The 18445-nt window shown below is 59.9% G+C and carries 19 protein-coding genes; 7 read left to right on the top strand and 12 right to left on the bottom strand.

The genetic code is table 11. The features are described from left to right. Positions 1-61: 61 nt before the first annotated feature. The 4 genes from PHQ58_RS08560 to PHQ58_RS08575 are packed head-to-tail and all read left to right on the top strand — an operon-like array spanning position 62 to position 4352. On the top strand, positions 62-1099 hold the full coding sequence (locus PHQ58_RS08560) for an SPFH domain-containing protein (protein ID WP_300109833.1): 1038 nt from the start codon (positions 62-64) through the stop codon (positions 1097-1099). Between the two features lie 38 nt (positions 1100-1137). Continuing rightward, positions 1138-2727 carry a DUF4178 domain-containing protein gene (locus PHQ58_RS08565; RefSeq protein ID WP_300109836.1) on the top strand — a complete coding sequence of 530 codons (1590 nt, stop codon included), beginning with the start codon at positions 1138-1140 and terminating at the stop codon, positions 2725-2727. 36 nt (positions 2728-2763) lie between these two features. Continuing rightward, on the top strand, positions 2764-2985 hold the full coding sequence (locus PHQ58_RS08570; RefSeq protein ID WP_300109839.1) for a DUF350 domain-containing protein: 222 nt from the start codon (positions 2764-2766) through the stop codon (positions 2983-2985). A 26-nt stretch (positions 2986-3011) separates the two neighbouring features. Then, on the top strand, positions 3012-4352 hold the full coding sequence (locus tag PHQ58_RS08575) for a DUF2254 domain-containing protein (protein WP_300109841.1): 1341 nt from the start codon (positions 3012-3014) through the stop codon (positions 4350-4352). A gap of 58 nt (positions 4353-4410) precedes the next feature. Here PHQ58_RS08575 and PHQ58_RS08580 read toward each other — a convergent pair whose 3' ends face one another. From PHQ58_RS08580 to PHQ58_RS08625, 10 genes are read right to left on the bottom strand one after another with little or no spacing between them, the layout of a single operon-like run. Next, positions 4411-5307 carry a F0F1 ATP synthase subunit gamma gene (locus tag PHQ58_RS08580; RefSeq protein WP_300109843.1) on the bottom strand — a complete coding sequence of 299 codons (897 nt, stop codon included), beginning with the start codon at positions 5305-5307 and terminating at the stop codon, positions 4411-4413. Further along, positions 5304-6899 (bottom strand): alternate F1F0 ATPase, F1 subunit alpha, encoded by a 1596-nt coding sequence (locus tag PHQ58_RS08585; RefSeq protein ID WP_300109846.1) that lies wholly within the window; start codon positions 6897-6899, stop codon positions 5304-5306. The genes PHQ58_RS08580 and PHQ58_RS08585 overlap by 4 nt, the downstream gene beginning before the upstream one ends. After that, complete coding sequence (locus PHQ58_RS08590; protein ID WP_300109849.1) at positions 6896-7696, bottom strand: F0F1 ATP synthase subunit delta; 801 nt, start codon at positions 7694-7696, stop codon at positions 6896-6898. Before PHQ58_RS08590 ends, PHQ58_RS08585 begins: the two co-directional genes overlap by 4 nt. 3 nt (positions 7697-7699) lie before the next feature. After that, positions 7700-7981 (bottom strand): F0F1 ATP synthase subunit C, encoded by a 282-nt coding sequence (locus tag PHQ58_RS08595; RefSeq protein ID WP_300109852.1) that lies wholly within the window; start codon positions 7979-7981, stop codon positions 7700-7702. Positions 7982-8007: 26 nt separating this feature from the next. After that, positions 8008-8709, bottom strand: coding sequence for a F0F1 ATP synthase subunit A (locus PHQ58_RS08600; RefSeq protein ID WP_300109855.1), 702 nt, complete (start codon positions 8707-8709; stop codon positions 8008-8010). Beyond that, positions 8699-9013, bottom strand: a complete 315-nt coding sequence (locus PHQ58_RS08605; protein WP_300109858.1) for an ATP synthase subunit I — start codon at positions 9011-9013, stop codon at positions 8699-8701. The genes PHQ58_RS08600 and PHQ58_RS08605 overlap by 11 nt, the downstream gene beginning before the upstream one ends. Further along, positions 9006-9317 (bottom strand): AtpZ/AtpI family protein, encoded by a 312-nt coding sequence (locus PHQ58_RS08610; RefSeq protein WP_300109860.1) that lies wholly within the window; start codon positions 9315-9317, stop codon positions 9006-9008. The genes PHQ58_RS08605 and PHQ58_RS08610 overlap by 8 nt, the downstream gene beginning before the upstream one ends. Before the next feature lie 16 nt (positions 9318-9333). Then, on the bottom strand, positions 9334-9723 hold the full coding sequence (locus PHQ58_RS08615) for a F0F1 ATP synthase subunit epsilon (RefSeq protein ID WP_300109862.1): 390 nt from the start codon (positions 9721-9723) through the stop codon (positions 9334-9336). Continuing rightward, positions 9713-11113, bottom strand: a complete 1401-nt coding sequence (gene atpD, locus PHQ58_RS08620) for a F0F1 ATP synthase subunit beta (RefSeq protein ID WP_300109865.1) — start codon at positions 11111-11113, stop codon at positions 9713-9715. Before atpD ends, PHQ58_RS08615 begins: the two co-directional genes overlap by 11 nt. After that, complete coding sequence (locus PHQ58_RS08625; RefSeq protein ID WP_300109868.1) at positions 11110-11427, bottom strand: DUF1840 domain-containing protein; 318 nt, start codon at positions 11425-11427, stop codon at positions 11110-11112. Before PHQ58_RS08625 ends, atpD begins: the two co-directional genes overlap by 4 nt. A gap of 279 nt (positions 11428-11706) precedes the next feature. Between PHQ58_RS08625 and PHQ58_RS08630 the strand changes: the two genes are divergently transcribed. Next, complete coding sequence (locus PHQ58_RS08630; protein ID WP_300109871.1) at positions 11707-13284, top strand: polyamine aminopropyltransferase; 1578 nt, start codon at positions 11707-11709, stop codon at positions 13282-13284. Positions 13285-13306: 22 nt separating this feature from the next. Here PHQ58_RS08630 and PHQ58_RS08635 read toward each other — a convergent pair whose 3' ends face one another. Next, on the bottom strand, positions 13307-15040 hold the full coding sequence (locus tag PHQ58_RS08635; protein ID WP_300109874.1) for a diguanylate cyclase: 1734 nt from the start codon (positions 15038-15040) through the stop codon (positions 13307-13309). 141 nt (positions 15041-15181) lie between these two features. Here PHQ58_RS08635 and greB point away from each other — a divergent pair, with 141 nt between their 5' ends. Both greB and PHQ58_RS08645 read left to right on the top strand, forming a co-directional pair. Continuing rightward, positions 15182-15736 carry a transcription elongation factor GreB gene (greB, locus tag PHQ58_RS08640; protein ID WP_300109877.1) on the top strand — a complete coding sequence of 185 codons (555 nt, stop codon included), beginning with the start codon at positions 15182-15184 and terminating at the stop codon, positions 15734-15736. Positions 15737-15741: 5 nt separating this feature from the next. Continuing rightward, entirely contained in the window at positions 15742-17397 is a 1656-nt protein-coding gene (locus tag PHQ58_RS08645; RefSeq protein ID WP_300109880.1) for an FAD-dependent oxidoreductase, read from the top strand. 1 nt (position 17398) lies between these two features. Here the strand turns inward: PHQ58_RS08645 and PHQ58_RS08650 are convergent, their stop codons facing one another. Next, positions 17399-18385: a helix-turn-helix transcriptional regulator gene (locus PHQ58_RS08650; RefSeq protein WP_300109883.1), complete on the bottom strand. Its 987-nt coding sequence runs from the start codon at positions 18383-18385 to the stop codon at positions 17399-17401. Positions 18386-18445 lie beyond the last annotated feature (60 nt).

An 18445-nucleotide genomic window follows, 5' to 3' on the forward strand; every position in this document is an offset into this window, starting at 1 on the left:
TTGGCATGACCGGTGTGGCACCCGCTATCATTCCATCACCACCTACTGATTGGAGCGCGCTATGGCATTGATGGACTTCATCCGCAAACAATTCATTGACATCATCCAGTGGACCGAAGATTCGGATGGCACGCTCGCGTGGCGTTTTCCGATGGCGGACATGGAAATCCAGAATGGCGCGCAACTGGTGGTGCGCGAAAGCCAAATGGCGCTGTTTGTCAACGAGGGCAAGGCCGCCGACGTGTTTGGCCCCGGCACCCACAAGCTCACCACGCAAACCCTGCCGGTGCTGACCTACCTGAAAAACTGGGACAAGCTGTTTGAGTCGCCCTTCAAAAGCGACGTGTACTTTTTCAGCACGCGCCAACAAGTTGACCAAAAGTGGGGCACACCGCAGCCCATCACCATTCGCGACAAGGACTTTGGCGCGGTGCGCCTGCGCGCCTTTGGTAATTACAGCTTTCGGGTGGCCTCGCCTGCGTTGTTTCACACCGAAATCTCGGGTACGCGCGAGCGTTATGAAACGCTTGATCTGGATGGCCAACTGCGTGGTCTGGTGCTGCAAAACATCAGCAACGCTGTGGCCAGCAGCGGCATTGCGTTTCTGGATTTGGCTGCCAATCAGCTGATGTTTGCGCAGGCCTTGACGACACAGCTGGCGCCTGAGTTTGAAAAAATTGGCTTGAAGCTCGAGGGCATGACGGTGCAAAACGTCTCGCTGCCCGAAGAGTTGCAAAAGATCATGGACCAAAAGATTGGCATGGGCATGGTCGGCAACGATATGGCCAAATTCATGCAGTACCAGACGGCGCAGGCCATTCCGAAATTCGCTGAAGGCGGGGGTGGCGGCGGCAGTGGCATTGCCGGGGATGCGATGGGGCTGGGGGCTGGTGTGGCGCTGGGGCAGGTGTTGGCACAGAACCTGGCATCTGGCTTGCAGGCGGCGCCAGCTGTGGCAGTGCCCGCTCAGGCGGCAGGCATGAAGGCTGAGGATGTGATGGCTACGCTTGAGAAGCTGGGTGAGCTCAAGGGAAAAGGGATATTGACACAGGAGGAGTTTGACGCGAAGAAGGCTGAGTTGTTGAAGAAGCTGGTTTAGTTTTGCGTTTCTAGCAGGTCAGCAAAAAGCAATGCAACATGGCAACTGACCCACAGCAACGGGTCTACCAAGCACCTTGCCCGGGTTGCGGCGCACCGGTCAACTTCACCAGCGCCCAGTCCACCCACGCCATCTGCGGCTATTGCCAAAGCACGGTGGTGCGAGACGGTGAAACACTCAAGCGCATCGGCAAAATGGCTGAGCTGTTTGACGACCACAGCCCGCTGCAACTGCAGAGCAGCGGTATCTGGCAGGGGCAAGCCTTTACCTTGGTCGGGCGGCTGCAATACAAATACGCTGAGGGCACTTGGACCGAGTGGTACGCGGTGTTCACAGACGGCAGCAGCGCGTACCTGAGCGAAGACAACGGCGCGTATGTGTTCGCCATGCCGCAGGCCACGCCGCCCAATCTGCCCGAGGCTGTTGCATTCAGGGTCGGGGCCAGCACCACCCTCAGCGGTCAGCCGTTTGCCGTTGCCTCTAATCAGCAGGTGATGCTGTTGGCTGCGCAGGGGGAGTTGCCGCATTTGCCCGACTTGGGCCAGCCGTTTGCCATGGTGGAGCTGCGCAGCCAGGGCTCTAGCAGCGATGCCAATTCGGGCAGTTTGATTGGCTCCAAACTCATCGGCGGTAGGTCTGAGGGCGCCGCAATCGCATCCTCCGAGCGTGTGCTCAGCATCGACTACAGCACCGAGGTGCCCACCTGCGCCGTGGGGCAGTCGGTGCTTCTGGAAGACCTCCAGCTGACCGGTTTGCGTGGCGAATCGGTCAAGGATGAGAAAGGCCGGCAGTTCAACTGTCCCAACTGCGGGGCTACTGTCGCGGTGCATCTGGACAACAGCCAGAGCATCACTTGTGGTTCGTGCAACAGCCTGATTGATGTGTCGGGTGGCATGGGCGGCGAGCTCAAGCACGCCCTTCAGGACGAGCCAGTGCGCCCGCTGATTGCTCTGGGCAGCACCGGCGAGTTGCAGGGCGCGTCCTGGCAGGTGGTTGGTTTTCAGCACCGCATGGGCGTCGACCCGAGCGACCCCGACGAGCACTTTGGCTGGGAAGAGTACCTGCTGTACAACCAAAAGCGCGGCTTCATTTTTCTGGTGGATTCGAGCGAGGGCTGGAGCGTGGTGAAGCCCTGCACCGGGGCCCCTGCGCTGAGCGATAACGGCCGCAGTACCACCTACCTTGGCACGCGTTACGCGCTCAAGGAAAGCTACCAGGCCGAGACCAGTTATGCGCTGGGCGAGTTTTACTGGCGCGTGTCGCGCGGGCAAAAAACCAGCAACCGCGACTTTGTCAATGGGGCCAATCTGCTGAATCTGGAGCAGTCGCCCGATGAGGTGACTTGGTCGGTGGGCAGCAAGATAGACAGCGACAAGGTGGCCAAAGCCTTCAAGTTGGAAAATAAGAAAGAGATGTTGGCGCGCAGCGATGTCGGCGCCACCAGCGCCAATGCGGCGATGAGCGTGCGTACCCTGATCATCATCTTTTTGCTGCTGCTGTTGCTCTCGTTGATCATCAGCCGCTGCTCGGCCTGTGACCCCGCCAAAGAGAACTGCAGCTCGTCCTACAGCTCGCGCAGTTCAGGCGGCTCGTTTGGCGGCTTTTCAAGTGGCGGCGGGCACAAATAGCGTCCGCTGTCATGTCATTTTTTGAAGGAGATCCACATGGGATTTGAATCGTTAAAACCAGGCCTGCTGCTGGGCTCGGTGGTGTACGCCTTGCTGGGCGTGGTCATTTTCTGGCTGTGCTTCATCATCATCGACAAGCTCACCCCCTACAACCTGTGGGAGGAAATTGTCGAGAAGCAAAACAAGGCGCTGGCCATGGTGGTGGCAGCCATGTCGCTGGGCATCTGCATCATCGTGGCCGCAGCAATTCATGGCTGAGGTCTGCCTCGATCGGAGACCATAGCGTGAACACGCTAAAAAGGTTCTGGGGTAATTTGCGCACCAGTTTCTGGTTTGTGCCCTTTTTGATCGTTGCGTTCAGCATTGCCCTGGCGGTGGCATTGATTGCGGTTGATTCCACTGTCGGTGATCGATGGCTGAACCGCTGGCCGCGCCTGCTCGGGGCCGACGCAGTAGGAGCGCGTGCGATGTTGTCGACCATCGCGGGATCGATGATGACCGTGGTTGGGGTGACGTTCTCCATGACCCTGGTCACGCTGGCGCTGGCCTCCAGCCAATACAGCTCGCGCATTCTGCGGAACTTCATTCGCGACCGCGTCACACAGGTCGTGTTGGGTATCTTTGGCGGCATCTTCACCTACTGTCTGATCGTGCTGCGCACCATTCGCGTCGGTGAAGAGTTTGGATTTGTTGCCAGCCTCGCTGTGTCCTTCAGCATTGTTCTGGCCATTGCCGGCATTGGTGTGCTCATCTACTTCATTCATCACATTGCGTCGTCGATCCAGGCGTCGAGCATCATTGCGGTGGTGGCCGATGAGACGATGGACGCCGTGGATCGGCTCTTCCCCAGCGCGCTGGGCCAAGCCGCTGGCGATGACGAGGCAGACCAAGTGTCTCGCACCGCACCGCAGCGCGTTTGGCAATCGGTACCGGGTATCGGCAATGGTTATATCCAGAGCGTGGACGGCCGCGCGCTCATGCGCCTGGCGTGCCAGCACAAGACCATTGTGCGGATGGAACACGGTATTGGGACTTTCCTGGTTCACGGAACACCCCTGATCTCCGTGGCACTGGACTCCCCGCCAGACGATGAACTTGTCGCGTCCCTGCAGGCGGCCTACACCATCAGCCGTCACCGCACGCTGGATCAGGACTGCGCCTTTGGTATCCGCCAGATCGTGGACATGGCCATGCGGGCGCTCTCACCCAGCGTCAACGACACCACAACAGCCATCATGTGCGTGGACTATTTGACCGCCATTCTTTCGCGGCTGAGCCTGCGTGACATTCCTTCGCCATACCGCTTTGTGGACGAGGAGTTGAGGATGATCGCCGTCGGGCAAACGTTTGCCAGTCTGGTGTCCGAGTCATTCGATCAGATCCGCGGCAGCGCGGGAGGGAATACCGCCCTGCTGTTGCGCCTGCTAGGCGCCGTTCAAACCATTACCAGCCTAACGGCCAGGCCACTGCGCCGCCAGGTACTGCGCGAACAAGTGGCATGGATCGCTGAACTGGCCGGTCGCACCATCGAGGCACCGCACGATCTGGGCCGCTTCTCAAATCGGCTGGCCCAGGTGATTGAAAGTTTTGAAACGGTGCCCGCTGCGCCGGCCACGCAGCGCTGAAGTTTTGCCAAAAAAAGGATCCCAGCCGACATTGAAGGCTACCGACAGCGCCGACTCGTTATGCGCGTGGCGTGACTCTGGCCAAAGCCTCGAAGCCAGAAATCACATCGAACAACTCCTCGTCAATGCCGCTTTGGCGCAGACGGTGAAACGAGCGGTTCAAGTCTTCCAGCAGTTCGTCAATGTTTTTTTCAGCACGTTGCATGGCAGCCAGCCGGCTCGCGTTTTCGCTGGCCAGGGATTCGGCGCAGGCCCTGAAAAGCGAGACGAACAGGTATTCCTGCACGAAGGCCAGCAAGGTCGCGGTCCCGCCGCTCATGACCTCCGGCCAAATTTTGGTTGGCCAGGCCGTCGCTGTCAACTCACGCCGCCAGACCTCATCCAGTGGCAGCAGTCGCTGGCAGGCGGGGCTGTAAATCGCCCCGGCGTGGGGGCTGTTGTGAAAGATGTAAACCTGAGTGATCTCACCCTTTTCACGAAGCGCTTCAATCTCGATCAAAACCTCCCCGACCAGCGGCGTGATGGCGCCAATAGAGCCCGGCAGAATGAAGCTTTTGCCGACCTGCAAGTTCGTTTCCGTCAATCGCGACCGTATGCGTTCACCGACCGTCCAGACGGACTTCTGCTCTGGCAAATCCGCCAGCGTTTCAACGACAAAATCGGCCATCAAGTCGTTGAACTGTCCGACCAGGCCCTGGTCGGAGCCAAACACGACGGCGGCTATTGGCCCGGTTTCCTTGCCCTGCATTTGTGCCGGGGCCGCAGGCCGTTCGATCTCGCGCAAGGACGCGGCCAGACCCAGTTGCACCGTCCGGTAGTAATCATCCAGCGCACCCACGGCGCGCTCGTATTGGGTGATGCTGCTGGCCGCCACAGCTTTCATCGTGCGCACCACGGACTGAAGGTCGCCCGCCGTGCCAATCTTGCGACTCAGGCTGGCGCTGGTGTCGCTCATGACGATGCCTTGTCGGCCGACCTGGTTGGGGCGCTGATGTCCGTTTCTGCCTTGGGCACCGTCTCGGGCTGAAAGCTGTCAAGCGCTGTGTGGGCGATCTGGAGAATGGCATCGCGATCTGCATCGCTCAATTTGGCGGTGGTATTAAAACGTGCTTGCAACTCGTCGGGTAGCTTGGCCGCTGCTTCGCGCACCGTCAACTCAGCCTCTGGCATACGTTCAAGCGGCACGTTGTCAAAAAGCTTTTCGGTCAATGCCATGAGCACCGCAATTTGTGCTGCGACAGACACCGGCGAAGATTCGGGTTGCTTGAGGCAGGCCCGAATGCGGCGTCCGTGCTCGATGATTTTGGTGGTGCTTTCATCCAGCCTGGCCCCAAAACGGGCAAAGGTTTCCAGTTCCTCGAACTGCGCATAAGCTAGCTTGAGGTCGCCGGCCACCGCGCGGTAGGAGGCGCGTTGCGCCTTGCCGCCCACCCGCGAGACAGATTTGCTGACATCAACGGCCGGCAGCACGCCCAGCTCGAACAGCGATGGCGAGAGGTAGATCTGCCCGTCGGTAATGCTGATCAGGTTCGTGGGAATGTAGGCCGAAATGTTCTGCGCTTCCGTCTCAATGATCGGCAAGGCCGTGAGTGAACCGCCACCGCGCTCCTGGCTTAGGTGGGTCGCGCGCTCCAGCAGGCGCGAATGAATGTAAAAAATGTCACCAGGAAAGGCTTCGCGCCCAGGCGGGCGGCGCAGCAGCAAGGAGAGCTCGCGATAGGCTCGGGCATGCTGTGTCAGGTCGTCGTAGACGATCAACACGTCGCGACCCGCTTCCATGAAATGCTCGGCAATGCTGGTCGCGCAGTAGGGCGCAATGTAGGCCAGACCCGGCGGATCATTGCCCTCGGTGACCACCACCACGGTGTATTCAAAAGCACCCTTGTCCTTGAAAATGGCGACCGCTTTTGCCACAGCCGATGCGCGCTGACCAATTGCACAATAGACACACACCACATCCTTGCCGCGTTGGTTGAGGATGGTGTCAATCGCAATCGCGGTCTTGCCGGTCTGCCGGTCACCCAGAATCAGTTCGCGTTGGCCGCGCCCGATCGGAATCAAGGCATCGACCACCTTTAATCCGGTCTGCAGCGGCACGGTCACGGGCGCGCGGTCCATGATGGGCACGGCGGGGCGCTCAATGGGAAGATGTGCGCTGGCAGCTATCGGCCCCAAGCTGTCGAGCGGGCGGCCGAGCGGGTCAATCACCCGACCCAGCAAGCCATCGCCCACGAGGGTGTCCATCACCCGGCCGGTGCGCTCGACTTTGTCGCCCGCCTGAAGGCGCGAATAATCGCCCAGCAGCACGACACCGATCTCGCTCTCGTCCACATTGAAGGCGATGCCAAACACCTGACCTGGAAACTTCACCAGTTCGTCAAAGCCCACACCCGGCAGGCCGGACACCATGGCGATGCCAGTGGAAACACTGGTGATCGTGCCCACCTCCTGCGGTGTCAGGTGCGCCTGGTAGGCGTCGCGCCCTTGGCTCAGCCCGGCAAAACTGTGGTCCAGGACACTTTGCAGGCTGTCAGTCGGCGCGCTCATGGGGCTTTCTCTGGCACGGCCGCATCAACTTGCGGCGCCGCCTGTTCCTTGATGAGTTCGCTAATGTGTTGTTCCAAAGACGCAAGCATGTCTGCGATGTTCCAGGCCACCTTCCAGCCATTGGCATCAAGTTCGATGCCGCTGATCAAATCCGGCGTGGTGTCGAACTGAATCTGGATGTCGCCCGATAAGGTTTCATTGAGCGCGCTTTGTATCGCGGCCCGCTGCGTTGTGGACAGTTCAAAAGCGCTTTGCACGCGCACCGGGTTGGACACTGCTTTCAGCGCCTTCGCAAGGCCCGCCTTGGCCGCATCGTCAAGCTCTCGCAAGCGCCGCGTGAACACCTCGCCCATGCGTTCTTCAAGGCTCACACCCGCCAGATCAGTCAGCACCTTCTTTGCAACGGCAAACACTTCTTCTCGGCTGCGACGGGCAATGTCCTGGTGCAGGGTTTGCAACTCGCTGGCCAAGGCGTCTTGTTTCTTGGCGTGCAAGGTGTCGGCCACTTGTCGCGCTTCGTCGAGCAAGCGTTGGCGCTCGGCCTTGGCTTCGTCTTTGGCTTGTCCAAGCAATTCATTTCGCTGGCGATCAAAGTCCTCGTTCTTCTTTTGAAACTCGTCGCGCTCTTTTTGCGCTGCGGTTTGTTTCAAGGCAGCGTCGGCCAGCGCCAGGGCGATTCGCTTCTCCCGCGCGTCGACGGCGTCGAGGACAGGCTTGTAAAGGAAGCGCTTCATCAGCCACACCAAGACGAGAAAGTTGAGCGCTTGCGCCCCAACGGTGAACCAGTCAAACAGCATGGCTTACTTTCCGGCAACCAGGGCGATGGCTTGATTCCAGAACGGGTTGGCAAAAATCAGAATCATAGAAACCACGAAGCAGTAAATAGCGGTGGATTCAATCATCGCCAGACCGACAAACAAGGTGCGTGTGATGGTGGCCGAGGCGTCGGGCTGCTGCGCCAGTGCTGTGAGCGCCGTGGCTACGGCACGGCCTTCGGCAAATGCGGGGCCCATGGTGCCAAAACCTGTGGTGATGCCAGCAATGACGATGGATGCCACTGCGATGATTGTTAAGCTGTCCATAGCGAGTCCTTTGAAGAAGTTGAGGTTTAAAGTTCGGGCGCCAGCTCAGCGTTGGGCTTGGGCTTGCGCACATGGGTGGCGGCGGCGATGTAAACCGCCGCCAGGATGCTGAAAATATAGGCCTGCACCATGCCCGTGAGCAGTCCCAGTACGGTCATGACGATCGGAAAGATGAAGGGCGTGATGCTGAGCAGAATGCCAATGATCATGGCCCCGCTCATCATGTTGCCAAACAGGCGCACCGCCAACGCCAGCGTTCGTGAGATTTCACTGATGATGTTGAACGGCAGCATGAGGACAGTCGGCTCAATGTAAGTCTTGAGGTAGCCAGCCAGGCCTTGGTCTTCAATGCCGAACAGCGGCACGGCCACCATCACGCACAAGGCCAGCGCGGCCGTGGTTGACAGCGAACCAGTTGGCGGCTCGTAACCGGGAATCACCGTGCACAGGCTGGCCATGGCGACAAACAGAAACAAGGTGCCAAGAAAGCCGATGTATTTGCGTGGATGGCGCAATCCAACCTCTGCAATTTGCTTTTCGATGCCGGTTACGACGATCTCCAGCAGGTTCTGCCAGCGCGAGCGGGTGTGGTCGGTGGAAAGCTTGCGCGTGATGAGTTTTGCGCCCACGGTCAGCACGAACATCAGTGCCCAGGTGTAGAAAATAGTGGCGTTGAGCTTGAAAAACCCGTATTGCCAGAAGATGATCTCATCGGGACTAAGGTGCATGGCTGGCCTCCGGCGACCGACGAATCTGGTTTTCTTCAGGCAAGCGGGTCAACCGCGTCACGAGCTGGCGCGCCAGGAGAAAACCAACCAGGCAACTGAACATGCGCTGCCAGTCGCCGGCTGAGACCAGATAGAACCCGGTCATCGTCACACCCATTCTCAGCAAAAGGCTGCCAAACACCCAAAGCGCGGGCTTGGCAGATGCAAGACTCTTTTTAACTGTCCACCACAGGCCGCCAAAAAAAATCGCCCCGAGCGCCCCGCCCGCCATCCATGCCAGCAGCAGGGCCAGTGTGTTATTCATCGCCATTTTCTTGTTCCTCTCGCATCGCTTGGTCTTCCTTGCTGACCCAGTGCCAGGCATTCAAGCAGCCCAGTGTCAGCCCGGCCATTAACAGTGCCAGCGTCCAGGTGCGCCCCCCGGGATAGCGGCGGTCCAGCCAGAGACCCAGTGCCGCCCCCAGCAGGGTAGGCACCACGACCGCCCAGCCAACCACCCCCATCAGCCCCAGGCCAGACCACACCCCTGGCGTGGCGTTGCGCTGTGCCTTGAGCTTGCGCGCGGCCTTGACGCCAACCTGTTCGGCCAGGCTGGGTTCAGTTTTCAAGGTTTTCTTGGCGTCTTCAGTCATGTTGAAAGGTCGCAAAGCGACGCAGAAAGCCACTTTCTAGCTTCGCCATCACTGAGCGCACGTTTTGCTCATGTGCGTCCAGCGCCAAAAACTCTTTCTCCACCGCCTGACGCAATTGGCTGAGGTCCGCTCCGCCCATGGCCCGCCGCACCGAAACCAGCACGTCCGGCCCGGCCTTGACCAGCACCCCGCCATCAACGGCCACAAAAACCTCGCCTTCAGCCGCTGTTTCATAGATCAGGATGCCTGGCGCAAGCGCCGCCACGCAATCCCGTCGGTGTGGCAGCAAGCCAAACGAGCCTGACCGGGTCTCCGAGACGATGCGTGACACGCCGGTTTTTTCGGCAAACACCTTGAAGGGCAGAAGAATCTTAAGATTCATGGCTGTCAGCCGTCTCTTTTGAGCCGGCCTTGGTCTTAGCTTCGTCAATCGTCCCGATCATGTAGAGCGCACTCTCCGGGACATCTTTGAATTCATCGCGCAGGATGCGTTCACACCCAGTCAGCGCATCTTCCAGGCTGACCAGCTTGCCCTGCATGCCGGTGAACTGCTCGGTGGTGAAAAACGGCTGGGTCAAAAACCGCTCCAGACGGCGCGCCCGCCCGACCACGTTGCGGTCTTCCGGCGACAACTGCTCCAGCCCAAGCATGGCAATGATGTCCTTAAGCTGCGCATATTGGGCCAAGGTGCGCCGGATTTCTTGCGCCAGCGCGTAATGCCGGTCACCGACGATGCCCGGTGTGGCCATTTTGGAACTCGACTGCAGCGGATCGATGGCCGGATACAGGCCTTCACTGGCGCGTTTGCGCGACAGCACGATGGACGCAGAGAGATGTGAGAAGGTGTGCACGGCGGCCGGATCGGTGAAATCGTCCGCAGGCACATACACCGCCTGAATCGAGGTGATGGCGCCGGTGTCGGTGTTGGCAATGCGCTCTTCCAATCCCGACAATTCGGTGCCCATCGTGGGCTGGTAGCCCAATCGTGAAGGCATCTGTCCCATCAGGCCAGACACTTCCATGCCGGCCTGGATGAAGCGAAAAATGTTATCGATGAGCAGCAGCACGTCACGGTGTTCGTCGTCGCGGAAGTATTCGGCCATCGTCAGCGCTGCATGGCCGACACGGAATCTGGCGCCCGGCGGCTCGTTCATTTGACCGAAGATCATGACCATGTTGGGTAACACGCCGGCTTTTTTCATCTCCCGGTGCAGCTCTTCACCTTCGCGACAACGCTCACCAATTCCGCAAAAGATACTCACCCCGGCCTGACTCCCGACCATGTTGTGAATCATTTCAGTCAGCAGCACGGTCTTGCCCACGCCCGCCCCGCCAAAAAGACCGGCTTTGCCACCGCGCTCCAGTGGCAACAGCACATCAATAACCTTGATGCCGGTCTCGAAGATTTCAGATTGCGTCGAGCGCCTTGCCAGCGGCGGTGGCGCCCGGTGCACGGAGCGCCATTGCACATCGGTCGATGCCGGCTCACGGTCAATGGCGTTGCCAAACACGTCAAACATGCGTGACAAGATTTCTTTGCCAACGGGTGCTTTGAGCGGCCCGCCACTGTCTAGCACCGGCATGCCGCGCGCCAAACCCTGCGTGGGTGTCAGTGCAATGGCGCGCACATGGTGCGCATCACGCTGGGCCAGCACTTCAAGCACGATGAGCCCATCAAGTGCGTTCAGCACGGTGTGGATAGCGGGTAGATTTTTGTCAAACCGCACATCCACCACGCTGCCGCGCACAGCCACCACGGTACCTGAATTCATACGCCCCAGACGACATCCTTGCCCGCCTGCGCGCTGGTTTTGAGCAAATCGATGAAAGGTCCTGCGCGATGACGCAGCATGACACTGTCGCCGTCAACCTCAACCACAAGCTCGGCATCCTTGCTGCGCTTGGCTTCAGCGGCCTCGTGGACCACAATGGCTGCTTCCAGCGCTGCGATAGCGGCCGGGATCTGGGCCACCGTGATGATGCCTTGTGCTGCGGGCTCCTTGCCAACAATGGTCAACATTTGATCGCCATTGGCCTGAAGCATGATGACCTCGCCGGCGGCCTGGGACTTGAATTTGTAGATCATGATGAACCCTCCATTAATTGATGCGGTTTGTCAGGACATTCCCTCGTTTAGGCAGCGTAGACACGCTCTGCACTTTCTTCACAGATAAAAATCAGGGATGCCCAACAACATATTCACAATTCAGGATAGTCGTGACAATCGTGGCCGTCTGTATGGTGCACCACATAGGCAATTGCTCTTCGGCCAGGTACTTGCCACTTGTTACATGGTTATGAACGAAATTGCCATCCAGCCTTAATTCCGTATGCATAAGCAGCGATCAAAAACGAATCAACCGGCATGATTGACACGCAAGATACCGAAGCCCGTCAACCCAACGCCCCGCGCCCACTCGAAGTCGCGCTGTTGGCGTCGGTCTTCGTGGTCTCGGCCTGTGGGCTGGTGTACGAATTGGCGGCGGGTGCGTTGGCCTCCTACTTGCTGGGCGACTCGGTGCTGCAGTTTTCCACCATCATTGGCACCTATTTGTTTGCCATGGGTGTGGGCTCGTATTTGTCTCGTTTTTTTGAGCGCCAGTTGCCCGCCCATTTTTTACGGATAGAACTGCTTGTAGCCCTTATAGGTGGAGCGCTACCAGCTCTGTTGTTTGTAGCAAATGCAGAGCTTCCGGGTGCCTTCAGATGGCTGCTCTACGGGCTGGTGCTGATGGTAGGCACGTTGGTAGGGCTGGAGATTCCGCTTGTCATGCGCATTCTCAAGAAAAACGTGGCCCTGAAAGACCTGGTGTCGCAGGTGCTCACCTTTGATTACCTGGGCGCGCTGGCGGTGTCGCTGGCTTTTCCGCTGGTGCTGGTGCCCCAGTTGGGCCTGATCCGCACCGGCCTGTTGTTTGGGCTGATGAACGCGGCGGTAGCGGTGTGGGCGCTGTGGCTGTTTCGTGATGAGTTGCGCCAGTTCAAGGCGCACGCGCTGGCCTGTGGGCTGACGCTGGTCGCACTTTGCGCTGGCATGGTCAGCGCCGATCACATCACCACCTGGGCCGAAGACAAGCTGTACCAGGACCGCGTGGTGCTGGCCCAAACCACGCCCTACCAGCGCATCGTGTTGACCCACGGGCCGGGCGAGGGCCGTGCGGGCTACCGGCTGTTTCTGAACGGCAACCTGCAGTTTGCCCAGCGTGACGAATACCGCTACCACGAGGCACTGGTGCACCCGGTGATGGCCGCCTATTCGGCCACCGGTGGCGCGCCCAAAAAGGTGGCGGTGCTGGGTGGCGGCGACGGCATGGCGGTGCGTGAAATTCTGAAATACCCCGGGGTAGAGAGCGTCACGCTGGTCGAGCTTGACCCGGCCATGACAAAGCTGTTTTCAGAGCAGTCGATGCTCACCCAGCTCAACGCCAATGCGCTGAAGTCGCCCAAAGTCAAGGTGATCAACGCAGACGCCTTCACTTGGATGGAAGGCACGCCTGAGGTGTTTGACGTGATCGTGGTGGATTTTCCCGACCCCACCAATTTCAACATTGGCAAGCTCTATACCAATTCTTTCTATGCCCTGCTGGACAAACACCTGGCGGCCAGCGGCTATGCGGTGATCCAGACCACTTCGCCACTGGTGGCGCGGCAAAGTTTCTGGACGGTGGTGGCCACCATCGAGTCTGCCGGAATGACTGCCACGCCATACCACGCACATGTGCCCAGTTTTGGCGAATGGGGCTTTGTGGTGGCCAGCCGCCGGCCGTATCGGCTACCGACCGCCTTGCCCGAGGGGCTGCGGTTTTTAAGCCTGCACAGCCTGCCTACCTTGTTTGATTTCCCACAGGACATGGCGCGGGTGCCCGCTGAGGTCAATCGCCTGTCAAATCAGGTACTCGTGACCACCTATGAGGCGGAGTGGGGACGCGTGGCGGCGCGCTGACAGCGCAGGCGGTGTCGCCGACTTATCCTGCCTGTACCTGGTTACGTCCGTAGCGTTTGGCCAGGTACAACTGGGCGTCGGCGCGGTCAATCAGCTTGTCCAGGCTCACGTCTTTGGCGTATTGCGTCACCCCAATGCTGGCGGTGCAACCCATGGCGTCTGGTGTCTGCGTCAGCTCGGCAATTTGCCAGCGAATGCGCTCGGCCAACAGCCTGGCATCTTCCAGCGCAGTCATGGGCAGCAGCACGATGAATTCTTCGCCGCCCCAGCGGGCCAGCACGTCGCCGGCGCGGCAGGTTGCGGCCATGGTCTGGCTCACCGCCACCAGCACCGCATCGCCCCCGCTGTGGCCCCAGCGGTCGTTGACCTGCTTGAAATAGTCAATGTCAAGCATCAACACGCTCAACGGGTGGCCATTGCGCTGCGCCAGCGCCCAGGCGGATTTGCTTAACTCAAAAAAAGCGCGGCGGTTATACAGCCCGGTAAGCGCGTCGTGTTGTGCCAAAAATTGGGCATTCAGGCGGGTGGTCTGCTCCCTTCGAAATTGTTGCGCCAGCGCCAGGGCCAGCAGCATCGCCTCCAGCAGCAGGCCAACCTCTACCGCGTGAAAATTGACTTGGGTGAACGCAATCACACCGGCAACGGACAGGGTCGTCAGCGCTGAGCCAAACACCCCGCACACCATGGCGGCAAAAAAGAACCGTCCGGCGGCTTGCCCGCTGCGCAAGGCATAGGCGCTCAGGGCCAGCATCAGCCCATTGAAAGACACGACAAATCCAAACCCCAGCCAGGCTGCGGCCAGATGGCTGTCTAACAACACGCAAAGCCCCATGCCCAGCGCCGCCGCGATGGAATAGGCTTTCAGCCCCAGCTGAACCCGTGGTAAGCGCTTGGGCAGCCCCAAAAAGCGGCTGGCAAACATGAAGCCCGTGATGCCGTAAAGCACCATGAAAACCAGAATGACGTAGCGTTGGATGTGGGGCTGCCCAGGCCAAACCCAGGCAAACCCATGGCCGGTGTAGCTGATGTTGGCCGCAACAAAACACAAGACGTAGAGCGAATAAAACAGAAACCGCAACTGGCGCAGCCCGGCAAACAGCGCCAGGTTACACAAGGCCAGCGCCAGCAGGAAACCGTAAAGTGCACCGTAGGCATAGTGCACCACCGTCTGGCTTTTTGCGGCGTCATCATCGGTCTGCAGCGCAAGTGTCAGCTGCAGCGGGTCGTGCGTCTGGGCCCGCACAAAAATGGTGTTCAGGCCTGGGGTCAGCAGCACGCGCACGCCTGTGTACAAACCGGCTGACACGCCCCGTGCGCCAGGGATCGCATCGCCGCCATGCCACTCAAAGGTGGTTTTCTGGCCTTGCACCACAAACACGTCAAGCTGGTCGGTCCAGTTTGGACTCAGGTCCAATCGATACGCCAGGGCCGCCGAGCCCGTGTTGAGCAGTTCAAGGCGTGCCCAGACAGGCCTTGCGCCCAGTCCAAAGTTGAGCACCGGCGTGGTACCAGCGCTGAACTGGCCGGCCTCAAAATGCTGCCGAGCCTGGGCCAGTGTCAGCGGGGCTTGCGCCTCAACATGAACATCGGCGTGTTGGCCCAACATGCCGCCGGGCAATCTGGACAAATCCAGCGGCGCGGCCTGCACCCACGCGCCCAGCAACAGCACCAAGGCAGCAAGCAGGTGCCGCAACCACCCGCGTATGGCGCAGCACCGGCGGAACACATCAGCGGTAAATTGGGTCTGGGTGGGCATCGTCACGGCTCAGGTTGACTCTGGTTGCGCGACCACGGGTGGGTCTTTTTGGGCGAGGCGCGGCGTTAGCGTAGAAAATCAGGAAAACCAACAGGCGGTGATTGTGAACGATGATCACGAGCCGCCGCGTAGAGGACAACCATGAGCAAAGCCTTCACCAAAGAATCTGACAGCGACGATGACGACGACCTGGTGTTGCCAGCGCTGCCCCCGGGCGGCAAAAACTACATCACGCCACAAGGCTTTGCCACGCTGCGCGCCGAGCTCAAAGCGCTGGTGGAGGTGGACCGCCCCAAGGTGGTAGAAGCCGTTTACTGGGCCGCCAGCAATGGTGACCGCTCGGAAAACGGCGACTACATCTACGGCAAAAAACGCCTGCGTGAAATTGACCGCCGGGTGCGCTTTCTGATCCGGCGGCTGGAAGTTGCCGTGGTCGCCGACCCGCTCTTGCACGCGGGCGACACGCAAATCTTCTTTGGCGCCACCGTGACCTATGCCGACAGTGAGGGCACCGAGCGCACCGTGAAGATCGTTGGTGTTGACGAAGCCAACAGCGCTGGGGGCGAGGTCAGCTGGGTGTCGCCCATCGCCCGCACCCTGCTCAAGGCGCATGAGGGCGACGTGCTCAAGCTGGTGATGCCGGGCCGGGTCGATGACATTGAGGTGCTGCAGGTGAGCTACCTCGGGACGGCCTGAGCCCGATGGCGGTGGCCAACGCCTTCAACCGACGCAGCTTTTTGCTGTCTGGCATCGGTGCCGGCCTAGTCGGTGCAGGCTGCCGGCCGCCTGACGCCAACGCGCACATCACGGGTGTCTTCACCGGCATTCGCTTTGATCGCGGCCACCTGCTGCAGGCGGCCAAAACCTGGCCTGTACCGTCTGTCACCCGCACCACCGATGTGCTGATTGCTGGCGCTGGCGTGGCGGGCCTGGCTGCAGCACGGGCCTTGCGGCTCAAGGGTGTAGAAGACTTTGCCCTGCTGGAGCTGGAAGACGAGGCTGGCGGCAACGCCCGCGGTGGCGCGGTAGCTGGCTTGGCCTGCCCGCTGGGCGCGCACTACCTGCCGCTGCCCGGTGACGACGCTTGGGAGGTGCAAGACCTGCTGGAAGAGCTGGGGCTGCGCACGCGTGTGTCAGGCCGCTGGGTGGTTGACGAGCGCCACCTGTGCCACAGCCCGCAAGAGCGCTTGTTTTTCAACGGTGAGTGGCAAGACGGCTTGCTGCCGCTGCAAGGTGTGGCGGCCGACACGCTGGCGCAATACCGGCAGTTCTCGCAACTTGTGGCGCAGGTCAGAGCCCAGGCCAGTTGGCGTATTCCTGCATCAAAAGAGCCTCTAGGCTCTATTAAACAAGCGCTAGCAGCTATTAGTTTTGAGTCATGGCTGGCGCAGCACCAGCTCACCGACCCACACCTGCGCTGGTACCTGAACTACTGCTGCCGCGACGATTACGGTGCCGGCATTGGCACCGTGTCGGCTTGGGCCGGCTTGCATTATTTTGCCAGCCGCCATGGCTTTACGGCACCGGGCATGGAGACCGCTGAGCGTGAAGGCCTGTTGACTTGGCCCGAAGGCAATGCCTGGCTGACGCGCCGCCTGGCTGCACCGCTGGGGCAGCGTCTGCACACGGGCCAGGTGGTGCTGCGCATCGCCAATGTGAAACATGGAGTGGAGGTGGACGTGTTCAACACCGCCACCCAAACCACTGAGCGTTGGCAGGCACGCCGCGCCATCGTCGCCTTACCAATCTTTGTGGCGGCGCGGGTGGTGCAAAACCCACCCCAATGGCTCCTGCAGGCTGCCGCAAGCACGGTGTATGCACCTTGGCTGGTGGCCAACATTCACATCAACGCCGCCCTGCAAGACCGCCCCGGCGCACCACCCAGTTGGGACAACGTGCTGTATGGTGATGGCCTCAGCGCCCCCGGCCTGGGGTATGTCGATGCCACGCACCAAAGCTTGAAGCCCGTACCGGGCGCCACAGTGCTCACCTATTACCGGGCGCTTGGTGATGTGGTGGCGGGAGTGGCAGGCGGCAATGCGGGCCGCCATTGGTTGCTGGCGCAGCCGTGGGCCAGCTGGCGCGACGCAATTCTGGCGGAACTCTCGCAGGCGCACCCCGATCTGGCCAGCAAGATCACCCGCATCGACCTCACACGCTACGGCCACGCCATGGCAGTGCCTGTGCCAAAAAATAATGGCCAAATTGGCATGCAGCCCTTATTGGGTAAGCGCAAGCAGCTACACAATTCAAAGCAGCACCAAATCAGCCACGAGCGCATCAACTTCGCCCACAGCGACTGGGCCGGCTACTCGGTGTTTGAAGAAGCGTTCACGCTCGGGCACTGGGCGGCGTGAATTAGTCCCGCAATGCCAAGTGCTGTGCCAGCAAGATGACATTCTTGATCTCCAGCTTTCGGAACACTTCTCGAACCTGGCTGCGAATGGTCTCTGGCGAGCGCCCAAGTTTGTTGGCCACCTCTTTCTGCGACAGGCCATCCACCAGCAGCTTGGCCACCAGGTATTCCCGTGTGCTCAAGCTGTCAACGGGTTGGCGCGGGCGCGCCTTGATGTACAGCAGGTCATTTTCAAGACTGCGCCGCACGATGACTTTTCGACCCAGCACCTGGTTGTCTGCCAACAGATGCGCCAACAGGGCTGCGGGCAATGTCTCGGTGTTGTCCACGCGCCAGTCACACCCCAGAAGCTTCCAGAACGTCGCGGTGGCGTGGTAAATCATGCCTCGTGTGTCCGCGATGGCAACACACCAGCGCTCCCGCGCAATGTCACCCGACAACTTGTCTAAATGGATGATGCGATTGATGGCCAGTGCCTGCATCAGGTGCGGCGCCAGGCTGGCCAAAATCTGCGTCTCGTCTTCGGTGCAAAGTCCGCGTGGGTCTTCGCGATAGAGCGAGATCCAATGCGTGAATTTTGTGATGGGATGGATGTCGCAGGTGATCAGGTAATTTCGGTGACCGAATTCATGACAATACGCGCGAATGTCGGTTTGATCAGGCCCGCCCAGGTCAAGGTCGGCATTGAATGCAATGGTCATGGTCTGCTGTTGGGTCACTTGCGCGGCGGCAGTGTCCTGATGCTTGACCTTGTTATAGGCCAACAACATGGCCTCTGAGGCCTGGTGCAAATGCGTGCTGTGCTGGTCAATTCCGGCTGACGTCATGGTGCCTGTTCCCCACACGGCCGAGTCAAAGGGCAGGCTTTTCTTGAGCGCAAAAAGAATGGCATCCTGAAACTGCGAGACCGGCAACTCCTGTGCGAGCCGATAGATGGTCAACAGCAAATTGCTGTAGTGGGAAAGTAGCACCGTTGGTGGTTTCAGCATCGCTATTTGCCCAGTGGCCTCAAGGACGGCTGAGGGGTGCCAGCCAATGCGCCTCCTTGA

The organism is Rhodoferax sp., assembly GCF_028688795.1.
Classification (GTDB): domain Bacteria; phylum Pseudomonadota; class Gammaproteobacteria; order Burkholderiales; family Burkholderiaceae_C; genus Rhodoferax.

Bases quoted from the DNA above. Each gene is read 5' to 3' on its own strand.
- PHQ58_RS08595 (WP_300109852.1), bottom strand. From the start codon at position 7,981: ATGGACAGCTTAACAATCATCGCAGTGGCATCCATCGTCATTGCTGGC.
- PHQ58_RS08570 (WP_300109839.1), top strand. From the start codon at position 2,764: ATGGGATTTGAATCGTTAAAACCAGGCCTGCTGCTGGGCTCGGTGGTG.
- PHQ58_RS08650 (WP_300109883.1), bottom strand. From the start codon at position 18,385: ATGCTGAAACCACCAACGGTGCTACTTTCCCACTACAGCAATTTGCTG.
- greB (WP_300109877.1), top strand. From the start codon at position 15,182: ATGAGCAAAGCCTTCACCAAAGAATCTGACAGCGACGATGACGACGAC.
- PHQ58_RS08560 (WP_300109833.1), top strand. From the start codon at position 62: ATGGCATTGATGGACTTCATCCGCAAACAATTCATTGACATCATCCAG.
- PHQ58_RS08585 (WP_300109846.1), bottom strand. From the start codon at position 6,899: ATGAGCGCGCCGACTGACAGCCTGCAAAGTGTCCTGGACCACAGTTTT.
- PHQ58_RS08615 (WP_300109862.1), bottom strand. From the start codon at position 9,723: ATGAATCTTAAGATTCTTCTGCCCTTCAAGGTGTTTGCCGAAAAAACC.
- PHQ58_RS08645 (WP_300109880.1), top strand. From the start codon at position 15,742: ATGGCGGTGGCCAACGCCTTCAACCGACGCAGCTTTTTGCTGTCTGGC.
- PHQ58_RS08635 (WP_300109874.1), bottom strand. From the start codon at position 15,040: ATGCCCACCCAGACCCAATTTACCGCTGATGTGTTCCGCCGGTGCTGC.
- PHQ58_RS08630 (WP_300109871.1), top strand. From the start codon at position 11,707: ATGATTGACACGCAAGATACCGAAGCCCGTCAACCCAACGCCCCGCGC.
- PHQ58_RS08565 (WP_300109836.1), top strand. From the start codon at position 1,138: ATGGCAACTGACCCACAGCAACGGGTCTACCAAGCACCTTGCCCGGGT.
- PHQ58_RS08605 (WP_300109858.1), bottom strand. From the start codon at position 9,013: ATGAATAACACACTGGCCCTGCTGCTGGCATGGATGGCGGGCGGGGCG.
- PHQ58_RS08600 (WP_300109855.1), bottom strand. From the start codon at position 8,709: ATGCACCTTAGTCCCGATGAGATCATCTTCTGGCAATACGGGTTTTTC.
- PHQ58_RS08590 (WP_300109849.1), bottom strand. From the start codon at position 7,696: ATGCTGTTTGACTGGTTCACCGTTGGGGCGCAAGCGCTCAACTTTCTC.
- PHQ58_RS08580 (WP_300109843.1), bottom strand. From the start codon at position 5,307: ATGAGCGACACCAGCGCCAGCCTGAGTCGCAAGATTGGCACGGCGGGC.
- atpD (WP_300109865.1), bottom strand. From the start codon at position 11,113: ATGAATTCAGGTACCGTGGTGGCTGTGCGCGGCAGCGTGGTGGATGTG.
- PHQ58_RS08625 (WP_300109868.1), bottom strand. From the start codon at position 11,427: ATGATCTACAAATTCAAGTCCCAGGCCGCCGGCGAGGTCATCATGCTT.